At 63.9% G+C, this 18,667-nt stretch carries 14 protein-coding genes; 11 read left to right on the top strand and 3 right to left on the bottom strand.

Going from position 1 to position 18,667, the window contains the following annotated elements:
- Positions 1 to 25: 25 nt before the first annotated feature.
- On the bottom strand, positions 26 to 799 hold the full coding sequence (locus LDH74_RS06890) for an SDR family NAD(P)-dependent oxidoreductase (RefSeq protein WP_226041779.1): 774 nt from the start codon (positions 797 to 799) through the stop codon (positions 26 to 28).
- A gap of 101 nt (positions 800 to 900) precedes the next feature.
- Here LDH74_RS06890 and LDH74_RS06885 point away from each other — a divergent pair, with 101 nt between their 5' ends.
- The 7 genes from LDH74_RS06885 (at position 901) to LDH74_RS06855 (ending at position 9,166) form a co-directional block, all read left to right on the top strand.
- A complete protein-coding gene (locus LDH74_RS06885; RefSeq protein WP_226041778.1) occupies positions 901 to 1,944 on the top strand; it encodes an alcohol dehydrogenase catalytic domain-containing protein in 1,044 nt (347 codons plus the stop codon).
- An 82-nt stretch (positions 1,945 to 2,026) separates the two neighbouring features.
- Positions 2,027 to 3,262, top strand: a complete 1,236-nt coding sequence (locus LDH74_RS06880) for a mandelate racemase/muconate lactonizing enzyme family protein (RefSeq protein WP_305082476.1) — start codon at positions 2,027 to 2,029, stop codon at positions 3,260 to 3,262.
- 377 nt (positions 3,263 to 3,639) lie between these two features.
- Positions 3,640 to 4,905 (top strand): ABC transporter substrate-binding protein, encoded by a 1,266-nt coding sequence (locus LDH74_RS06875; RefSeq protein ID WP_345778549.1) that lies wholly within the window; start codon positions 3,640 to 3,642, stop codon positions 4,903 to 4,905.
- Positions 4,906 to 4,990: 85 nt separating this feature from the next.
- Positions 4,991 to 5,944 carry a sugar ABC transporter permease gene (locus tag LDH74_RS06870; RefSeq protein ID WP_226041775.1) on the top strand — a complete coding sequence of 318 codons (954 nt, stop codon included), beginning with the start codon at positions 4,991 to 4,993 and terminating at the stop codon, positions 5,942 to 5,944.
- A gap of 2 nt (positions 5,945 to 5,946) precedes the next feature.
- Positions 5,947 to 6,879, top strand: coding sequence for a carbohydrate ABC transporter permease (locus tag LDH74_RS06865; protein WP_226041774.1), 933 nt, complete (start codon positions 5,947 to 5,949; stop codon positions 6,877 to 6,879).
- Positions 6,880 to 6,882: 3 nt separating this feature from the next.
- A complete protein-coding gene (locus LDH74_RS06860) occupies positions 6,883 to 8,028 on the top strand; it encodes an ABC transporter ATP-binding protein (protein ID WP_226041773.1) in 1,146 nt (381 codons plus the stop codon).
- A gap of 1 nt (position 8,029) precedes the next feature.
- On the top strand, positions 8,030 to 9,166 hold the full coding sequence (locus LDH74_RS06855) for an ABC transporter ATP-binding protein (RefSeq protein ID WP_226041772.1): 1,137 nt from the start codon (positions 8,030 to 8,032) through the stop codon (positions 9,164 to 9,166).
- Positions 9,167 to 9,256: 90 nt separating this feature from the next.
- Here the strand turns inward: LDH74_RS06855 and LDH74_RS06850 are convergent, their stop codons facing one another.
- Complete coding sequence (locus tag LDH74_RS06850; protein WP_226041771.1) at positions 9,257 to 10,642, bottom strand: SLC13 family permease; 1,386 nt, start codon at positions 10,640 to 10,642, stop codon at positions 9,257 to 9,259.
- 309 nt (positions 10,643 to 10,951) lie between these two features.
- Positions 10,952 to 11,818, bottom strand: coding sequence for a fumarylacetoacetate hydrolase family protein (locus tag LDH74_RS06845; protein ID WP_226041770.1), 867 nt, complete (start codon positions 11,816 to 11,818; stop codon positions 10,952 to 10,954).
- 110 nt (positions 11,819 to 11,928) lie between these two features.
- On the opposite strand from LDH74_RS06845, the gene LDH74_RS06840 reads away from it, so the two are divergent.
- The 4 genes from LDH74_RS06840 to LDH74_RS06825 all read left to right on the top strand — a co-directional run bounded on the left by LDH74_RS06840 (position 11,929) and on the right by LDH74_RS06825 (position 18,653).
- Positions 11,929 to 13,368, top strand: coding sequence for an aldehyde dehydrogenase family protein (locus LDH74_RS06840; protein WP_226041769.1), 1,440 nt, complete (start codon positions 11,929 to 11,931; stop codon positions 13,366 to 13,368).
- A 720-nt stretch (positions 13,369 to 14,088) separates the two neighbouring features.
- Complete coding sequence (gene gfo6 / locus LDH74_RS06835) at positions 14,089 to 15,162, top strand: D-xylose 1-dehydrogenase Gfo6 (RefSeq protein WP_226041768.1); 1,074 nt, start codon at positions 14,089 to 14,091, stop codon at positions 15,160 to 15,162.
- Between the two features lie 147 nt (positions 15,163 to 15,309).
- Positions 15,310 to 16,848, top strand: coding sequence for a family 43 glycosylhydrolase (locus tag LDH74_RS06830; protein ID WP_226041767.1), 1,539 nt, complete (start codon positions 15,310 to 15,312; stop codon positions 16,846 to 16,848).
- Positions 16,849 to 17,135: 287 nt separating this feature from the next.
- Complete coding sequence (locus LDH74_RS06825) at positions 17,136 to 18,653, top strand: family 43 glycosylhydrolase (RefSeq protein ID WP_226041766.1); 1,518 nt, start codon at positions 17,136 to 17,138, stop codon at positions 18,651 to 18,653.
- Positions 18,654 to 18,667 lie beyond the last annotated feature (14 nt).

Here is an 18,667-nt window from a genome sequence, read left to right as displayed (position 1 = left end):
GGCGGCTACAAAAACGTTGGTCCGATCAGAACGCGCTATCCGCGAAGCCGCCGTCGACCGTGACGATCTCGCCGGTGACGAACGAGGAGGCGTCGCTGCCGAGGTAGATCGCCGCGCCGACGATCTCCTCGCGCTCGGCGACTCGGCCGAGCGGGGTGCGTTCGTCGATGCGCGCTCGCTTCTCCGTTCCTTCGGCGTACGTCTCGGCGTTCTGCGGAGTGATGACGAATCCGGGCGCGATCGCGTTGACCCGAATGTCGGGAGCGAGTTCCTTCGCGGACGCACGCGTGAACGCTTCGACGCCGCCTTTGGCCGCGGTGTAGGCGGGCAGGTTTGCCATCGAGAGTCGAGCCGACAGCGAGGAGATGTTGACGATCGACCCGCCCTCAGCCATCGCCGGGGCGAACGACTGAGTGACGCGACGGACGCCGTCGAGCGCGACATCGGTGACGAAATCCCACTCCTCGTCGGAGATGTCCTGCACCGTCGCCCGCGAGATCGCTCCCTGCGATGCGACGACGATATCGATACTGCCGAACTCGTCGACGGCCGTCTCGCGGACGCGCTCGAGCGACTCGGAGTCGGTCACGTCGCACGTAACCCTCGCCGTCTCGACGCCGCGGTCCTCGATCGCCGCCGCGGTCTCCGCGACCTTCGACTCGTCCCGGCTCGTCGCAATGACGTCGGCACCCTCCTCGGCGAAACCGAGGGCGATCGCCTGTCCGATACCGCTGGTCCCGCCGACGACGATTGCACGCTTGCCGTCGACGGTCACTGGACTATGTTCGTAGTCGACCATACGCCTAGCGTACCTGTCCGTCCCTATTACGTTTACCGTCCCGGGGCGCTCCGGATCGGGAACCCCACAGAATTATAACTGCCCGCGAACGACCCGAAGGCATGCGCGGATTAGCAAAGACCAGTCGGAGTCAGGGAGCCATGGAACTCGTCGACCGCGATCGGCCAGAGCCGGAGCCCGACGAGGCGTTGATCGAAGTCGATTACGCGGGCCTCTGCGGGAGCGACGCCGGGATCTACGAGTTCGAATCGGCGTTCGAACGGATGGAGCTGCCGACCGTCATCGGCCACGAGTACTCGGGTCGCGTCGTCGAGGTCGGCGACGCCGTGACGAAGTTCGCGGTCGGCGACCGGGTCGTCGAGCGGCCGATTCGCGGCTGTGGCGACTGCTATCAGTGCGAGATCGGCGAATCGAACGTCTGCCAGGATGCGGTCATCACGGGCGTGGACCACGACGGCGCCTACGAGCCCTATGTCGCCGTCCCCGAAGATGCGCTCCACCCCGTTCCCGACAGCGTCGAACAGCAACACGCGGCGATGGTCGAACCGACCAGCATCGGCGCGCGAGCGGTCATCCAGAACTCCCGAGTGCGCGCCGGCACGCGAGTCCTCGTCGAAGGGCCCGGCCCGATCGGGCTCCTCACCGCGCAGGTCGCCCGCGCACAGGGCGGCGAGGTCGTCGTCAGCGGCGTCGGCCAGGACGTCGACTACCGCCTCCCGCTCGCCGAGGAACTCGGCTTCGAGACGATCAACGTTGCCGACGACGATCTCGACGCCGTCCGCGACGAACTGACCGACGGCATCGGCTACGACGTCGTCTTCGACACGACGGGCCACCCGTCGGGACTGCCGTCGGCCGTCGACGAGGTCCGGAAGGGCGGCCAGATCGTCCTCGTCGGCCAGACCGGCGAGACGACGATGCCCTACTCGCCGCTCGTCCGCGCGGAGATCGACCTGCAGTGTTCCTACGCATCGAAGTACGAGGACTTCGAGAACGCGCTGCGCCTGATCGACACGGGCGACGTCGACGCCGAGACGTTCCTCGACGACCGCTTCAGCCTCCTCGAGGCCGACGAGGCGTTCGAGACCTTCCTCGAGAGTGGGACCTGCAAGCCGGTTTTCGACGTTTCCGTCCTCCGGAACTGAACTCGCGAACGCCGCAGGCAATCGTTCTCGTTCCGTGCTACCGTCTAGCGGAAGTTTTAGTAGCACCTACAGTTATTCACGACTGTCGATGGACTACAGACAGCTGTCCGACCCGAACGCAGAGTATACGATGCGCGACCTCTCGGCGGAGACGATGGGCGTCTCCGCCGACCGCGGGCCGCGCGATGTCGAAATCACGGACGTCCAGACGACCATCGTCGACGGCAACTACCCGTGGACGCTGGTCCGCGTCTACACCGACGCCGGCCTCGTCGGTAACGGTGAATCCTACTGGGGCGCCGGCGAACAGGAGATCATCGAGCGGATGGCCCCCTTCATCGAGGGGGAGAACCCGCTGGACATCGATCGCCTCTACGAGCACCTCGTCCAGAAACTCTCCGGCGAGGGGTCGATCTCGGGGAAGGCGATCTCCGCGATCTCCGGCATCGAACTCGCCTTACACGACGTCGCCGGCAAGATCCTCGAGGTGCCGGCCTACCAGCTACTGGGCGGTAAGTACCGCGACGAGATGCGGATCTACTGCGACTGCCACACCGAGGAGGAGGCCGACCCCGACGCCTGTGCGGACGAAGCCGAACGCGTCGTCGAAGACCTGGGCTACGACGCGCTGAAGTTCGATCTCGACGTGCCCAGCGGTCACGAGAAGGACCGTGCCAACCGCCACCTCCGGAATCCGGAGATCGAGCACAAGGCCGAGATCGTCGAGAAAGTCACCGAGCGCGTCGGCGACCGCGCCGACGTGGCCTTCGACTGCCACTGGTCGTTCAGCGCCGGCAGCGCGCATCGACTCGCAAAGCGACTCGAGGAGTACGATGTCTGGTGGCTCGAGGACCCGATCCCGCCGGAGAACCACGACGTCCAGGAGGAGGTCACCAAGCGGACCTCGACGCCGATCACCGTCGGCGAGAACGTCTACCGGAATCACGGCAACCGACGACTGCTCGAGAACCAGGCGGTCGACATCGTCGCGCCGGACGTACCGCGCGTCGGTGGGATGCGCCAGACGCGAAAGATCGCCGATCTGGCGGATTTGTACTACGTCCCGGTCGCGATGCACAACGTCTCCTCGCCGATCGGGACGATGGCCAGCGTCCACGTCGGGGCGGCGATTCCGAACTCGCTGGCCGTGGAGTACCACTCCTACGAACTCGGCTGGTGGTCGGACTTAGTCGAGGAAGACATCATCCACGAAGGGTACGCCGACGTGCCGGAGAAACCGGGGCTCGGCGTGACGCTGGACCTCGATGCGGTCGAAGAGCATCTGGCCGAGGGCGAGGAGCTGTTCGACGAAGCGTAGGCTTCGTCAAGCTCGCTGAGCGTTGCTCAGCGTTGTTCGACGAAGCGTGAGCGAAGTCAGGCTCACGGAGCTTTGCTTCGGGTCGTTCGATGAAGCATCGCCCGTCCGACTGGGACGGTCGATCGTGTCGACGAATCGGTAGTCGACCGACGAAACGAACGAGAGTCACCTCCCATCGCATTTCTCTCCCCTTTCCCGAAGCACGCGTTCGTGACGCATGCCACCGAGCGGGCCGTTCCTTCCCGAACGCGGCCAGTACGCCTACAGCGCTAAACCTTGGCGATGACGTCTCGATCGCACCTCGCACCGGTATCTTTATAAACATGTGGAATTATTTGCCAATCCGTATGGTTGACAATGACAAACCGGACAAGGGTATCGGTAGACGAACGTATCTCGGTGGCATCGCGGCGGGTGCTGCACTCGGAATCGCGGGCTGTGTCGGCGGCAGCGGCAGCGAATCGGGTGAACTCGAGGTCCTGCACGGCTGGACCGGCGGCGACGGCGCCGCCGCGGTCGACGCGCTGACCAGTGCGTTCAAGGAGGCTAATCCCGACATGGAGCCGGAGCCGAGATTCCAGGCCGTCGGCGGTGACGGGAACGTCGAGTTGAATGCGACCCTGCTCCGGCGGTTGTCCAACTCGAATCCGATGAGCTCCTTCGCGAACTGGCCGGGAAAGAACCTGAATCGGTACGACGGCGCGCTGATGGACCTCGAGGAAGACGTCTGGGACGCCGAGGGGTACAAAGAGAGCATGCAGGACCGGGTCATCGACATATGCAAATACAACGACAAGATGCCGGCGGTCCCGATCGGGTCACACCGAATGAACAACCTGTTCTACAACACGGCGGCGTTCGACGAGGCGGACGTCGACGCCGAGAGCCTCGGGAGCGTTCCCGATCTGATGGACGCACTCGAGACGATCGACCAGAACACCGACTACACGCCCTTTTCACACGGGATGCGAGCCCCGTTCCTCGGACTCCAGACGTGGGCGCAGATCCTCACGAGCCAGAGCGGCGTCGAGGCGTACATGGACTTCATCGAGGGGAACGGCGACAGGGGCGCGATTATCGATGCGCTCGAGACGTTACGGGAGATTCAGGAGAACTACATTCCCGACGACGCCTCTTCGATCGGCTACACGGAGGCCGGACAGAAATTGATCGCGGACGAGGCCGCCTGTATCCACGGCGGCAACTGGCTCTACGGGCTGTTTCGGAACGACGACGATTTTAACTTCGGCGAGGAGTGGGACTGGGTCCCCTTCCCGGGGACCGAAGGGCTGTACTTCTACCACGTCGACGCGTTCGTCGCGCCGTCGAACAACCCGAGCCGGGAGGAGACGATCACGTGGCAGAAGTTCGTGGGGACGAAGGAGGCACAGATCGAGTTCAATAACCTCAAGGGATCGGTGCCGCTTCGGACCGACATCGATCCGAACGAACTATCGGACTTCCTGGCGATGACCTACGAGGACCTCACCAACTCCGAGGCGTATCCGCCGACGATCGCTCACGGCCTCGCCCTCGAACCCGAGTCCATGAACGCCTGCAAGAGCGCGATCGGGAACAACTTCTCGGACCCGTACGACGCGGAAGCGACGGCGGACGGCCTGCTCGACGCGGTCCCTCAGTGACGTCGCGCTGTCGTTCGACGTGACATCCGACCCACGTCGTAACATAACTCAATTTTTATTACGGTGGCGAGTATTGGCTAGTTCGATGGCAACAGGAGACACGACCGAATCGAAATCAGTACCGACAGAGGAGGTGGTCGGTTGGGAGACGAAGCTCAGGTACTTCCTGAACAGCGACTTCGTCCGGTCGTCACCGTTCTGGGGGATTCCGTTTATTCTGATGGGGATCGCCGTCTACGGTGGCATCGGGTACAACGTCGTGATTTCGCTCACCGACTACGCCGGCCTCGGCCGGCCGACGTTTTCGAACCTCGACTTCGAAATGTACGCGACCGCCCTCTCGAACGACGCGTTTCGGGAGGCGGCGATAAACAACCTCGTCTTGCTCGTCGCCTTTACGACGGTTTCGCTCGCCCTGGGGCTCTTTCTCGCGATCCTTCTGGATCACGGGATCCGGTACAAGGACAAGATCCAGACGATCTATCTCATGCCGATGGCGCTCTCGTTCGTCGTGACGGCCCAGCTCTGGTTGTGGATGTACAACCAGGAGAACGGGGTGTTGACGGTCATCGTGACGACGCTTGGATTCGAGCCGATCAACTGGCTCGGAAATCCCGAAATCGCGCTCGCGTCGGTCATCTTCGCGCTGGTCTGGCAGTTCAGCGGGTACGCGATGGTCGTCTACCTTGCGGGACTCCAGTCGATCCCGTCCGACCAGTTCGAGGCGGCGAAGGTCGACGGGGCGAGTACCGTCCGCACCTACCTGCGGATCATCATCCCGCAGCTGAAGGAGTCGTCGGTCAGCGCGGCCGTCGTCCTGATGGTGTTCGCGCTCAAGGCGTTTACCTTCCTCTACGCGCTCGTCGGGCAGTACCGCCCGCCCAACGGCACTGACATCCTGGCCACGCTGATGGTCCGGCAAGCGTTCAAGTTCGGGAAGTGGGCCTACGCGGCCGCGATCGCGACGATGTTACTGCTACTCGCGCTCAGCGTTATCGCACCGTATCTCATCTACCAGCATCGACAGGGGAGTCTCTGACCATGTCACGATCCACTTCGGATACGAACGTCGACGTCGCATCGCTCGTCGAGGACGTCAACCTCAGACGGGTCGGTCAGTACACGCTGGTCGTCCTCTTTCTGGGGTTCTTCCTCGTCCCCCTCGAGACGGGGATCATGACGGCATTGAAGACCAACGAGGCCGTCGCGCGCTCGCTGCCGTTCGCGCCCCCGGTCGGCGAGGGGTTCACGCTCGAGAACCTCGAGTACGCGTTCAGTCAGCTGACGAACTCGTTCGTCAACTCGCTTCTCATGGCGATTCCGGCGACGATCCTCAACGTGTTGCTGGCGAGTATGGCCGCCTACGGCCTCACGATGGTCAACTGGCGCGGTCAACTGGCGGTACTCTCGCTATTCCTGGTGGGGGTATTCGTCCCGTATCAGGCCGTTCTCGTTCCGCTGGCGCGCTTCTGGAACAATCTCTTCCCGCTCGCGCGAATGCTCGAGCCGATGTTCGCGGCCGCGCCGCTCCTTCAGGGCTATCACTCGCGGCTCGTTCCGCTGATCATCACCCACGTCGCGTACGGGATCCCGATCTGTACGATTCTGTTTCGGTCGTACTACAAGAGTCTCCCCGACTCGCTGGTGGAGGCGGCCAAGATCGACGGGGCGAGCATCACGAAGATCTACCGCCGCATCGTGTTGCCGATCTCGAAGCCGATGTTCGCCGTGGTCTTCATCTACCAGTTCACCCAGATTTACAACGAGTTCCTGTTCTCGTTCACCCTCATTACAGGATCGAATCACCCCGCGGCACCGGTGACGCTGATCCTGCCGGCGATCGGCGCGTCGACCTCCGGCGTCGATTTCGGGATCCGGATGTCGGCCGCGTTCCTCGCCGCTCTGCCGACGATCATCCTGTACGTCGCGTTCGCCGAACAGTTCGCGGAAGGACTGCGCACGGAGAGTGGATAACCGATGGGACGAATTCAACTCGATCACCTGACGAAACGGTTCGGAGACACGGTCGCCGTCGAGGACGTCACCCTCGACGTCGAGGACAGCGAGTTCCTCGTGCTGGTCGGCCCCTCGGGCTGTGGCAAGTCGACGACGTTGCGCATGATCGCCGGCCTCGAGACGCCCAGCGAGGGTAACCTCTACATCGACGGCGACCACATGAACTATCGCGTCCCGCAGAACCGCGATATCGCGATGGTCTTCCAGGATTACGCCCTCTATCCGCACATGACCGTTCGCGAGAACGTCCGGTTCGGACTGGAGGAGGAAGCGGGGTACACCGCGGACGAGATGGACGAGCGAGTCGAGGAGGTCGCCGCCGACCTCGGCATCGAGGACCTCCTCGATCGCAAGCCGGGCGAACTCTCGGGCGGCCAGCAACAGCGGGTCGCGCTCGGTCGGGCGATCGTCCGCGATCCCGAGGTTTTCCTGATGGACGAGCCGCTCGCGAACCTCGACGCCAAGCTCCGGTCCCAGATGCGGACGGAGCTCCAGAACCTACAGGCCGGCCTCGACGTGACGACGGTCTACGTCACCCACAATCAGACCGAGGCGATGACGATGGGTGACCGGATTGCGGTGCTCGACGGTGGTCTCCTGCAACAGGTCGGCGAACCGCTCGAACTCTACCACGAGCCGGCAAACCAGTTCGTCGCGGGCTTCATCGGCGAACCGATGATGAACTTCCTCCGCGGCCGGCGGTCCGAAGCCGGCTTCGCGGGCGACTTCCTCGAGTATCCGTTCGACGACCGACTGGCCGACGCCGTCGGCGATGTCGACGACCTCGTCATCGGGATCCGTCCCGAGGCGGTCGACGTTCGGCGGGACGACGACGAATCGGCTCCGCTCGGCGACCACGAGTACCGGATGACGGTGACGGTCACGGAGACCCACGGCGATCAGAACGTGGTCCACCTCACGCACGCCGACGCGGCGGACGATCACGACGTTCTACAGGCGGTGACCGACGGGATGCACGTCGTGGAGGCGGGCGAATCGGTCGTGGTGACGCTCGATCCCGAGCGGATCCACGTTTTCGACGGAACCAGCGGCGACGCGCTCTGCAACCGTCGTCTCGAAACCGAACGCGAACTCACCCAGGTGTAACATGGCGGGCTTAGAACTCGACGACGTGACCAAGGTGTACGGGGACGAAAACGCAGGCGTCGTTGCGGTCGAAGACGTCTCGGTCGAGGTTCCCGACGGCGACTTCCTCGTCCTGGTCGGCCCCTCGGGCTGTGGCAAATCGACGACGCTGCGCATGATCGCCGGCCTCGAGACGGTCACGGACGGCGAGGTCAGGCTCGGCGACCGGACGATCAACGAGGTCTCGGCACAGGACCGCGACATCGCGATGGTCTTCCAGTCGTACGCGCTGTACCCCCACAAGACCGTCCGCGAGAACATGGCCTTCGGGCTCGAGGAATCGACCGAGCTCTCCGACGCGGAGATCGACGAGACGGTCGAGGAGACGGCGGCGCTGATGGGAATCGACGAGCTGCTGGATCGCAAGCCGGGCGAGCTCTCGGGCGGCCAGCAACAGCGGGTCGCGCTGGGACGGGCGATCGTCCGCGACCCCGACGTGTTCCTGATGGACGAACCGCTCTCCAACCTCGACGCGAAGCTGCGCGCGGAGATGCGGACGGAGCTCCAGCACCTTCAGGAACAGCTCGGCGTGACGACGGTCTACGTCACGCACGACCAGACCGAGGCGATGACGATGGGCGATCGGATTGCAGTATTGGATCAGGGAGAGCTGCAGCAGGTCGGCACGCCGCTGGAGTGTTACCACGAGCCGAACAATCTCTTCGTCGCCGGCTTCATCGGCGAACCGTCGATGAACTTCTTCGACGGTCGCCTCGACGGAGCGCGGATCGTGACCGACACGTTCGACTATCCGCTCGAGCCGGCGATGAGCGACGACCTCGAGGACGGGAGCGAACTCGTCCTCGGGGTCCGACCGGAAGACGTTCGGATCGACGAGGTGGCCGCGGACGAACGGCGATTCGAGGCCACGGTGGACGTCGTCGAACCGATGGGCAACGAGAATCTCGTGCATCTCCGGTTCGACGACGGGACCGAGTTCACGGCGACGACCGAGGGGATCCCGACCGTCGGCGACGGTGACCGCGTCGACGTCGCATTCCCGACGGAGGCGATCCACCTCTTCGACGCCGAGTCGGGGACGGCGGTGAAGAACCGACAGTTATCCTTCACGGGGCCGACCAACGAAGTACGGCCGTAAGCGTCGGTCGCTGTTTCTAGTGAAGCGATCCTCGAGAGCGCCAATCATCCGGCCTCGATCGCGCGGTGACGGCTGGAAGACGGGCGGTAGCTAACTGAGCGGGAGGATCGACGAGAAAACGAGCGTACTCAGCAGGCCCGTGAGGCCGATGAGGATGGTTGCGACCGTCCACGTCTTCAACGTCTCCGCCTGCGTAAGGCCGCCGATCTCCTTGACGATCCAGAAACCGCTATCGTTGTACCACGAGCAGAAGGACGCGCCAGCGCCGATCGACATGACGAGGTACGCGACGTTGACCTCGAGTCCGCTGGCGAGCGGAGCCATGATACTCGCCGTGGTGACGATCGCGACCGTCGCCGACCCCTGAACGACGCGAACGCCGGCGGCGATCACCCACGCCGTCACGAGCAGGCCGAGGCCGATCCCTTCGAGGCTGCCAGCGATGTACTCGCCGGCACCGGCCGCCTGAAGCATTGCGCCGAACGCACCGCCGGCGGCGGTGATCGCTGCGATGTTACCGCCGCTTTTGAGCGCCTCGGTGAGTTCGTCGGAGAACGCATCGCTCTCGAGATCGCTCATCCGGTAGTACGTGAGCGCCGCTGCCAGCGCTGCCGCCGTGAGGGCGACGGTCGGATCACCGAAGAACCCCGTGATGTCGCCGACCGATGCGTCCGAGCCGAGTATCGTTTGTGCGGTCGTGTCGGCGGTCACGAGGAGGACGGCGAGCAAAATAGGCAACAGCGATTCGAACACGCCCGGCAACTGGCCTGTCGGAATTCGGTTTTGTGACTCGAGTTCCTCGACCGTCGTTCCCATCGCGTCTCGGAGCGGGATCTCCACTCGGCGGTTGATCCAGTAGCCGTAGCCCAGTCCGGAGATGAGCGCCGTCGGCAGTCCGACGAGGACGCCGACCAGAATGGTACTCCCGAGATTGGCGTCGAACTCTTCGACGGCGAGCAACGGTCCGGGTGTCGGCGGGACGAAACCGTGCGTAACGACGCCGGCAGCGCCGACGGCGACGATGTACAGCGCGTAGTTTTGACCGTCTCGCGACCGCGCGGCGCGTGCCAGCGGCGCGAGCAAGTAGAACACGTTGTCGAAGAAGACCGGGATAGACATGATGAAACTGCTACTGAACAGCGAAATTTCGGTGTTCTCGTCCCCGAGTACGGCCGTGAAGGCTCGAACGATCCGATTGGCCGCACCGCTCTCGACCATGGCCTTTCCGATGATCGCAGCCATCAGGATGGGGATACCGATTCCGGCCATGTTCTCGCCGAAGGCCGTTGAGAACTCGCCGGGAACGTCGGCGAAAGCGACCGACGGAGCGACGATGCCGACCGCGAGTCCCGCGATAACGAGCGAGACGAACGCCGGTAGGTCGAGGACGACCAGCAGGAGTACGATCACGACGATGCCCACCACGAGCGATACGAGTGGCGCTTGTCCACCGGATTGTAGTATCCAACCGAACATCGTTTCCCCATATAATATTACCATATATAATAGTCACTTATTATCGAACTGGTACTATGCGATATCGATGTCCACCGCCGTAGCTTCGCAGCGACTCAGTCGATAGGTCGGCTACAAAGCGGTCTCGAGGACTCAGTCCGGAACCGAACCGGCTCGCCGACCGGTCGGATCTCGGTTCGGGCTCCGTCGATCGAGACTCGATGGCCTCGTTCGGTGTCCGAGTTCGTCAGCCAGCCTCGAACGACCATCCGTCACCGGACGCGTTCGGACGAGGGTTGCCGAGAAGGGAGCGAGAGAACGTCGATCCGATCAGACTTCGACGACCGGATTCACGAGTTCGCCGATCTGGTCGATCGCGATGCGGACCTCGTCGTTCGGCTGAAGGGTGAATCCGTCGTCCGGAACGAGGGAGGTGCCGGTGAGCAGGACGCCGAGTTCGGGGACGACGTCGTGGTCCCGCCAGTACTCGACCAACTCGTCGCAGGTACGGGCCATGTTGCCGATCGAGGTCTCGCCGTCGTAGAGGGTCTCGCCGTCTCGAGTGATCTCCATCGACATCGTCAGTTCGTGAGGGTCGCCGACCTCGGCGGCGGAGGCGATACAGGGACCGATCGAGCAGCAGCGCTCGTACATCTTCGCCTGGGGAAGATACAACGGATTCTCGCCCTCGATCTCGCGGCTGCTCATGTCGTTGCCGACCGTGTAGCCGACGATCGAGCCGTCGTAGAGGACGATACCGAGTTCCGGTTCGGGGACGTCCCACGAGGAATCGGCTCGGATGCCGACCGCCTCGCCGGGGCCGACCGTCCGGCTCGGCGTCGCTTTGAAGAAGATCTCCGGCCGCTCGGCCTCGTAGGCGTGGAGGTACATCTCCGGCATCCCGCTCTCGGCTTCGCGGGCCTCCTCGCTGATCTCGTACGTGACCCCCGCTGCCCAGACCTCCTCCGGCACGATCGGTAGCGTCCCGTCAGTGAGCGAATCGCGAGAGACCGTCGGAGCTTCGTCCGTGAGCTCGCTCGCCATCTCGTCGATCCCGATGCCCGCGATGTCCGCCGCCGCAGCGAGTTCACCAAACCTGTCTAGTCTCGGTTTGACGGCTGTCAGATCGTATGCTGTGTCGTCATCGACAGCGATCAGTCTATACTGGTCGCCAGTGGATAGGCGCTGATACCGCATGCGGGCATCAACTACCTAATCCATTATAAATGTCTCGTCCCCGGACGGTTCGGCGGCGGGAAGCGTCGGAACGGCAAGAATTATGAGCGAACGGGACGACCTCCGTCTGTATGCCAGACCAGCGGCTGAACTACGTCAGCGGCGAGTGGCGCGAATCGAATACCGGCGAGACCTTCGAAACGACCGATCCCGCGAACCCCGCGGCGGTCGTCGCGACCTATCCCCAGTCCGACGCGGACGACACCGAGCGAGCAATCGAGGCGGCTCGCGACGCGAGCGACGACTGGGGATCGACGCCCGGCCCCGAGCGCGGCCGGATCCTCACGACGGCCGGATCGCTGCTGGATCAGCGAAAGGACGAGCTGACCGAACTCCTCGTCCGCGAGGAGGGCAAGACCCGGAGCGAGGCCGGCGGCGAAGTACAGCGCGCGATCGACATCTTCCACTACTACGGTGCGAAGGCGAGCGATCTCGGCGGCACGGTCAAGGGCTCCAGCGCACGCGATACGACGCTCTACACGACGAACGAGCCCCTCGGTGTCGCGGGCCTGATCACGCCGTGGAACTACCCAATCGCCATTCCGGCCTGGAAGATCGCACCCGCGCTCGCAGCGGGGAACGCCGTCGTCATCAAGCCCGCATCGCTCGCGCCCGGCGTCGTCCACGAGATGGCCGCGGCGCTTGACGACGCGGGCCTCCCCGACGGCGTGCTCAACGTCGTCACCGGGCCCGGGAGCGAGGTCGGCTCCACGATCGCGAGTCACGAGGATGTCGACGCCATCTCCTTTACCGGCAGCACGGCTGTCGGCAACACCGTCTACGACACCGCGACCGAGGACGGCAAGCGCGTCCAGCTCGAGATGGGCGGCAAGAACCCGACGGTCGTCAGCGACACGGCAGATGTCGAGGAAGCGGCCGAGATCGTCGCCGACGGCGCGTTCGGCGTGACCGGGCAGGCGTGTACGGCCGCTTCTCGCGCCATCGTCCACGAGGACGTCTACGACCAGTTCGTCGACGCCGTGGTCGACCGCGCCGCCGCGATCGACCACGGTCACGGGCTCGACGATCCCGGTATGGGCCCCCACGTTAGCGAGTCGGAGCTCGAGAGCACGCTCGAGTACGTCGACATCGCACGGGAAGAGGGTGCAACCCTCGAGTACGGCGGGTCGGCGCTGGACCGTGAGGGCTACTTCGTCGAGCCCGCAGTCTTTTCGGATGTCGACTCCGAGATGCGCATCGCCCAGGAGGAGGTCTTCGGCCCGGTGCTGGCGGTCATCCCCGTCAGCGACTTCGACGAGGCACTGGCCGTCGCTAACGACGTCGACTTCGGGCTCTCCGCGAGCGTCGTCACCGACGATCACACCGAGGCCAACCGCTTCGTGGCGGAGATCGAAGCAGGCGTCGTCAAAGTCAACGAAAAGACCACCGGCCTCGAACTCCACGTTCCCTTCGGCGGCATGAAAGATTCCTCGAGCGAAACCTATCGGGAGCAGGGCGACGCCGGACTGGACTTCTACACCATCAGCAAGACCGTCTACGACAACTACTGACGACTCCCCGATCGACCGACTCGAGTCACCGCGGAAGCGACGCTTTTTCGACGGCCGCGATCGGTCAGAATCGCCGTCGGCGATGCGAAACGAGCCGCGCTCCTCCCGAATCCGATGCGCTGACAGCCCCGCCAGCGCGCCGAACCGGGCCGACTACCGGAAACCAGATAGTACCGCCGCCACCGTTTCCCGAATCGATTGTGTCCCACGATGACGAACAAAGAGACACAATGTCTTACGATGGAAGATGGGCTTACGGATATATGGTTGTAATCTCTAGCGGAGAGAAGACGAAACGCGAATTCGTACGAGACGGCTGTGGGAGTGCCGGGTAAGCGGTTTCAGCCGGTGATGTCACGGGCTGTGGACCAGCTGTGGGCCTAGTCGATCGTTCAGTAATTACGGACGGCTTTTCTTTCTCGGGTTCGTGATAATGGGCGCTACGCTCGAGGCCCAGTACAGTGAGTCAGGGTCCTCCGCTCGTCAAACGGGACGAAAAGCTCCGCTCTGACGGAAACGATCGTTCGGTATCGACGAACGGTTTGTTTGAACGGCACGACGGCGGAATCGATCAGTCGACGCGTTCTCGAGCCGTACCGCAGGCGGTGGGGTCGAAACCCGTCCTCGCCCGCGACGACGCACGATCGTCGCGGCCGGATTCCCGCGGTCGTCACACGTTGGCATCGGTCGTTTTTTATCAGATCGGGATATAGAACCGGTATGCGCGACTGGATCGATAGCTACGAGGAGCGAACGTGGCAGACGACAGAGAACGGGACCGTCAGATACGCCCTGATCGGCCTGGGGTGGTGGACCATCGACGTCGCATTGCCGGCGATCGAATCGTCCGATCTGGGCGAGGTGACGGTGCTCGTCAGCAGTTCGACCGAAAAGGCGACGCGACTCGCCGACGAGAACGACGTCGCGAGCGGGATCAGCTACGACGAGTTCCACGACGGTGCGGCCGCCGACGAGTACGACGCCATCTACGTCGGGACGCCGAACGCCTACCACCTCGAGTACGCCGAGACCGCGGCCGAACTGGACAAGGCGGTCCTCTGTGAGAAGCCGATGGAGGCGACCGTCGAGCGCGCCGAGGCGATGGTGGAGGCCTGCGACGCCGCGGACGCGCCGTTGATGATCGCCTATCGCATGCAGACCGACCCGGCGGTGCAACGGGCCCGCGAGTTGATCGCCGACGGCTTCCTCGGGGAGCCGGTGTCCGTCTACGGTCACAACACCCAGTCGCTGCTCGAGATGATCCCCGACCCCGACCAGTGGCGGCTCGACGCCGACCTGAGCGGGTACGGCACCTCGGTGATGGACCTGGGAATCTATTCGATCAACACGACCCGATTCCTGCTCCGACGCGACCCCGTCAGCGTGCAGGCCGAGATGGTCTCGAACCACGAGGCGTTCGCCGACGTCCCGGACGAGCGGTCCTCGTCGCTGCTGGTCTTCGAAGACGACGTGCAGATGATCTCGACCTCGAGCCAGCACGCCCACGAAGACACCCATCTCAAGATCACGGGAACCGAGGGGCGGATCGAACTCCGGCCGGCGTTCCACGGAGAGTGTTCGCTCCACCTCTCGCGCGGCGACGTGTCGGTCACGATCGAACACGGAAGTTTCGACGCGGAGCGCGAGATGAAAGAGGAGTTCGACTACTTCGCGGACCGTCTCCTCGGCGACGGCGACCTCTATCCGGACGGTCGACACGGCCTGCAGGACATGCGGATCATCGAGGCAATCCACGACTCCGCGGAACGAGGTGAGCCGGTCGCGCTCGAGTGACTGGCGACGGGAGGCTGCGAACGCGATGATCGATGCAGGAGCCCGCACTGATCGAGGCCCTCTATTTCTCCCTTCGGAGACGGGATCTGTTTTCTGGTAACATGCACCAAAAGATATAAGTTTGACATCGGAGACTTACCAATCGCCATGCCTGATGGTTGCGAAAGCGATTTCGACCGACGGACAGTGCTGCAGACGATCGGTATCGGTGCGCTCACGACGGCTGGCGCTGCGGGCATGAGCGGCTCCGTCGCCGCCGACGAGAGTGCAACGCATTACCACAATCCCCTCTACGAGCCACACTTCCCCGATCCGACGATCCACCGGGCGCCCGACGGCACCTACTACGCCTACGGCACCAACATGAACCGGGACGACGGGTCCAACGACTCCGAGGAGTTGCTGATCCCGATCCTCTCGTCGACGGACCTGGCCAACTGGACGTACGAGGGAGAGGCGTTCGATTCCCGACCGGGGTGGACCTACGGCTCGATCTGGGCGCCCGATATCCACTACGACGACGGCGAGTGGAAGCTGTTCTACTCGCTGTCGCCCCGGCCGTGGGAGAGTGGCGAGTTCGGTATCGGGCTGGCCACGTCGAGTTCGCCGACCGGACCGTTCACCGACCACGGGCAGATCATCGGCGACGACGAGACGGGCGGTGGCACCATCGACGCGTACGTCGCCGAGTACGACGGCACGCCATACCTGTTCTGGGGAAGCTTCCAGGGTATCTACGTCGGCGAGTTGAGTTCGGACCTGCGGAGCTACGACATGTCGACGCAGACGCAGGTGGCCGGCGACGCCTACGAGGGGACGACTCACTTCGAGGCCAACGGTTACCACTACCTCATCGTCTCGACCGGCGGCTGTTGCGACGGCCTCTCCAGCACGTACGAGTACGAGGTCGGGCGGTCCACGTCGTTCTTCGGCCCGTACTACAACCAGAACGGGACGGATCTGATCGATCGCGACGTCAACAACAAGGGGGTACCGATCCTGACCGGGAACCGGCGCTTCCCGGGGCCGGGTCACGGCGACGTCATCACCGACGACGACGGATCGATGTGGACGATCTACCACGCCTACGACCGACAGGACGGCGGCTTCGTCGACGGCGTCCCGCGTCGCGTCCTCATGCTGGACCGGATCACGTGGGAGAACGACTGGCCGGTCGTCGGGTGTACCAACACCCCGAGCACGACGGCCCAGGTGCCCGGCAGCGCGAACGACTGCAGCGGGCCGGTGTCCGGCCCTCTCGCCGAGGGGACCTACTCCATCACGAACGTCAACAGCGGGAAGTTGCTGGAGGTCGCCAACGCCGGCACCGCGAACGGCGACGACGTCCGCCAGTACGCGGACACCGGCAGTCCCTGCCAGCAGTGGACCCTCTCGCAGAACCGGGACGGTACCTACGACATCACGAACGTCAACAGCGGCCTGTACCTCGAGGTAGCCGAGGCCAACTACGGCAACGGGGCGAACGTCCAGCAGTGGGAACGCTCCGGACACCCGTGTCAGCGCTGGAACGTCGTGGATAACGGCGACGGCACGTACCGACTGGTGGCCGAACACAGCGGGCGTGTCGCCGACGTCGAGGACTTCTCGACGGCCGACGGCGCCACCGTGATCCAGTACGACTGGCTGGGCGGCGATAACCAGAAGTGGACGTTCGATCCGGTGTAGCGGCGCTCCGCCTTCACTCGCTGTGTACTCGCAAACCGACGTGATTCGGGCGACGCCGACCGGTGCCGCGAGCCAGCGCCGGACGCTCACCCCACAGTAGGCGCTTTCGTCGCGACGGATCGAGCCGACGACTGATCGACGATCATCGTTCGGTGTAAATCCGCTCGAGCACCTCGATATCGGCAGAAACGGTCTTGAGAGCAGACGGATCGATTCGTCTTCGTCAAGCTAATACCAATTTAAATATTCAAAACACTTATTATATAATCCGTTGATCGACACTATGCATGCTATTCGATAGCAACAGTCGCAGCAGACGCGACGTTCTCAAAACGATCGGAGCCGGTTCGATCGCCGTCGCCGGCGCGGTCGGATCGACCGGGACCGCCGCGGCCGACGAGAGCGCGACGCACTACCACAATCCGACCTATTCGGATCGCGTTTTTCCCGATCCGACCGTCATCCGAACCGGCGATGGGACGTACTACGCGTACGCCTCCAACATGGAGAAGGACTCGGAATCCCAGGAGGAGATGGTTCCGATCCTCCGCTCGAGCGACCTCGTCGACTGGACCTACGTCGGCGAGGCCTTCGAGAGCTACCCCGACTGGCGCAGCGACGACGCGTCGCTGTGGGCGCCCGACATCAACTACTACGACGGACAGTACTACCTGTACTACTCGTATTCGGTCTGGGGGAGCGACAACGATCCCGGCATCGGACTGGCGACGGCCGATTCGCCCGAGGGACCGTTCACGGATCAGGGGCCGGTCTTCCGCGAGAGCGATCTCGGGATGACAAACGCAATCGACTCGGAGTTCCGCGTCGTCGACGGTACTCCCTACATCGTCTGGGGAAGCTGGTACGGGCTCTACGGGGTCGAGCTGACGGCTGACGGCACGGACTACGTTCCCGGGACGACGTTCCACCTCGCGGGCGATCACCGAGAGGCTCCGTTCCTCCTCGAGCGCGACGGCTACTACTACCTGTTCTACTCGACCGGCTACTGCTGTGAGGGGTACGACAGCACGTATTCGGTCGAAGTCGGCCGATCGACGTCGTTCACCGGCCCCTACTACAATCAGAACGGGACGGATCTTCGCGACCTGAACGAACACAACAGCGGCGTCGCGGTCCTCTCGGGCAATGACCGGTTCACCGCGCCCGGCCACAACGGGGCGATTCAGGACGACAACGGCGACTGGTGGATGCTCTATCACGCCTACGACGATCAGGAACCGGAGTTCGTCGACGGTACGTGGAACCGCATCCTCATGACCGACCGCATCCAGTGGGAGGACGGCTGGCCGGTCGTCGCCGGCGACGGGACTCCCAGTTACCAGAGCCGCGTGCCCCACACCGCCGACACGGGGCCCGTCTCGGACGGCGTCTATCGAATCGAGAACGCGGCGACGGGGAAGGCCCTCGAGGTGTACGAGTCGTCGACGGCCGACGGCGCGAACGTGGTGCAGTGGGCCTGGCACGGCGGGGAGAATCAGCAGTGGTGGGTGGAATTCCTCGGTAGCGACCAGTATCGGCTCGTCAACGAGAACAGCGACCGGGCCGCCGACGTTCCGGACGGTTCGACGGCGGCCGGGACGAGTATCCACCAGTGGGGCTGGTGGGCCGGCCCGATGCAGAAGTGGCTCCTGAACGGCAACGGCGACGGAACCTATACGATCGAGAACGTCAACAGCGGTCTCGCCCTCGACGTGCAGGGCTCGTCGGCGAGCGACGGCGCCGATGTGATTCAGGAGACCCCGAACGGCTCCGCGAGCCAGCGGTGGACCCTCGAGCCGCTGTGATCGGTCGGTTCCCC

Origin of the sequence: Natrinema sp. DC36 (assembly GCF_020405225.1) — an archaeon.
Classification (GTDB): domain Archaea; phylum Halobacteriota; class Halobacteria; order Halobacteriales; family Natrialbaceae; genus Natrinema.
The sequence above is the reverse complement of the archived record's forward strand: the minus strand, read 5'-3'. Positions and strand labels throughout refer to the sequence as shown.

Bases quoted from the DNA above. Each gene is read 5' to 3' on its own strand.
- LDH74_RS06890 (WP_226041779.1), bottom strand. From the start codon at position 799: ATGGTCGACTACGAACATAGTCCAGTGACCGTCGACGGCAAGCGTGCA.
- LDH74_RS06885 (WP_226041778.1), top strand. From the start codon at position 901: ATGCGCGGATTAGCAAAGACCAGTCGGAGTCAGGGAGCCATGGAACTC.
- LDH74_RS06870 (WP_226041775.1), top strand. From the start codon at position 4,991: ATGGCAACAGGAGACACGACCGAATCGAAATCAGTACCGACAGAGGAG.
- LDH74_RS06865 (WP_226041774.1), top strand. From the start codon at position 5,947: ATGTCACGATCCACTTCGGATACGAACGTCGACGTCGCATCGCTCGTC.
- LDH74_RS06860 (WP_226041773.1), top strand. From the start codon at position 6,883: ATGGGACGAATTCAACTCGATCACCTGACGAAACGGTTCGGAGACACG.
- LDH74_RS06855 (WP_226041772.1), top strand. From the start codon at position 8,030: ATGGCGGGCTTAGAACTCGACGACGTGACCAAGGTGTACGGGGACGAA.
- LDH74_RS06850 (WP_226041771.1), bottom strand. From the start codon at position 10,642: ATGTTCGGTTGGATACTACAATCCGGTGGACAAGCGCCACTCGTATCG.
- LDH74_RS06845 (WP_226041770.1), bottom strand. From the start codon at position 11,818: ATGCGGTATCAGCGCCTATCCACTGGCGACCAGTATAGACTGATCGCT.
- LDH74_RS06840 (WP_226041769.1), top strand. From the start codon at position 11,929: ATGCCAGACCAGCGGCTGAACTACGTCAGCGGCGAGTGGCGCGAATCG.
- gfo6 (WP_226041768.1), top strand. From the start codon at position 14,089: ATGCGCGACTGGATCGATAGCTACGAGGAGCGAACGTGGCAGACGACA.
- LDH74_RS06830 (WP_226041767.1), top strand. From the start codon at position 15,310: ATGCCTGATGGTTGCGAAAGCGATTTCGACCGACGGACAGTGCTGCAG.
- LDH74_RS06825 (WP_226041766.1), top strand. From the start codon at position 17,136: ATGCTATTCGATAGCAACAGTCGCAGCAGACGCGACGTTCTCAAAACG.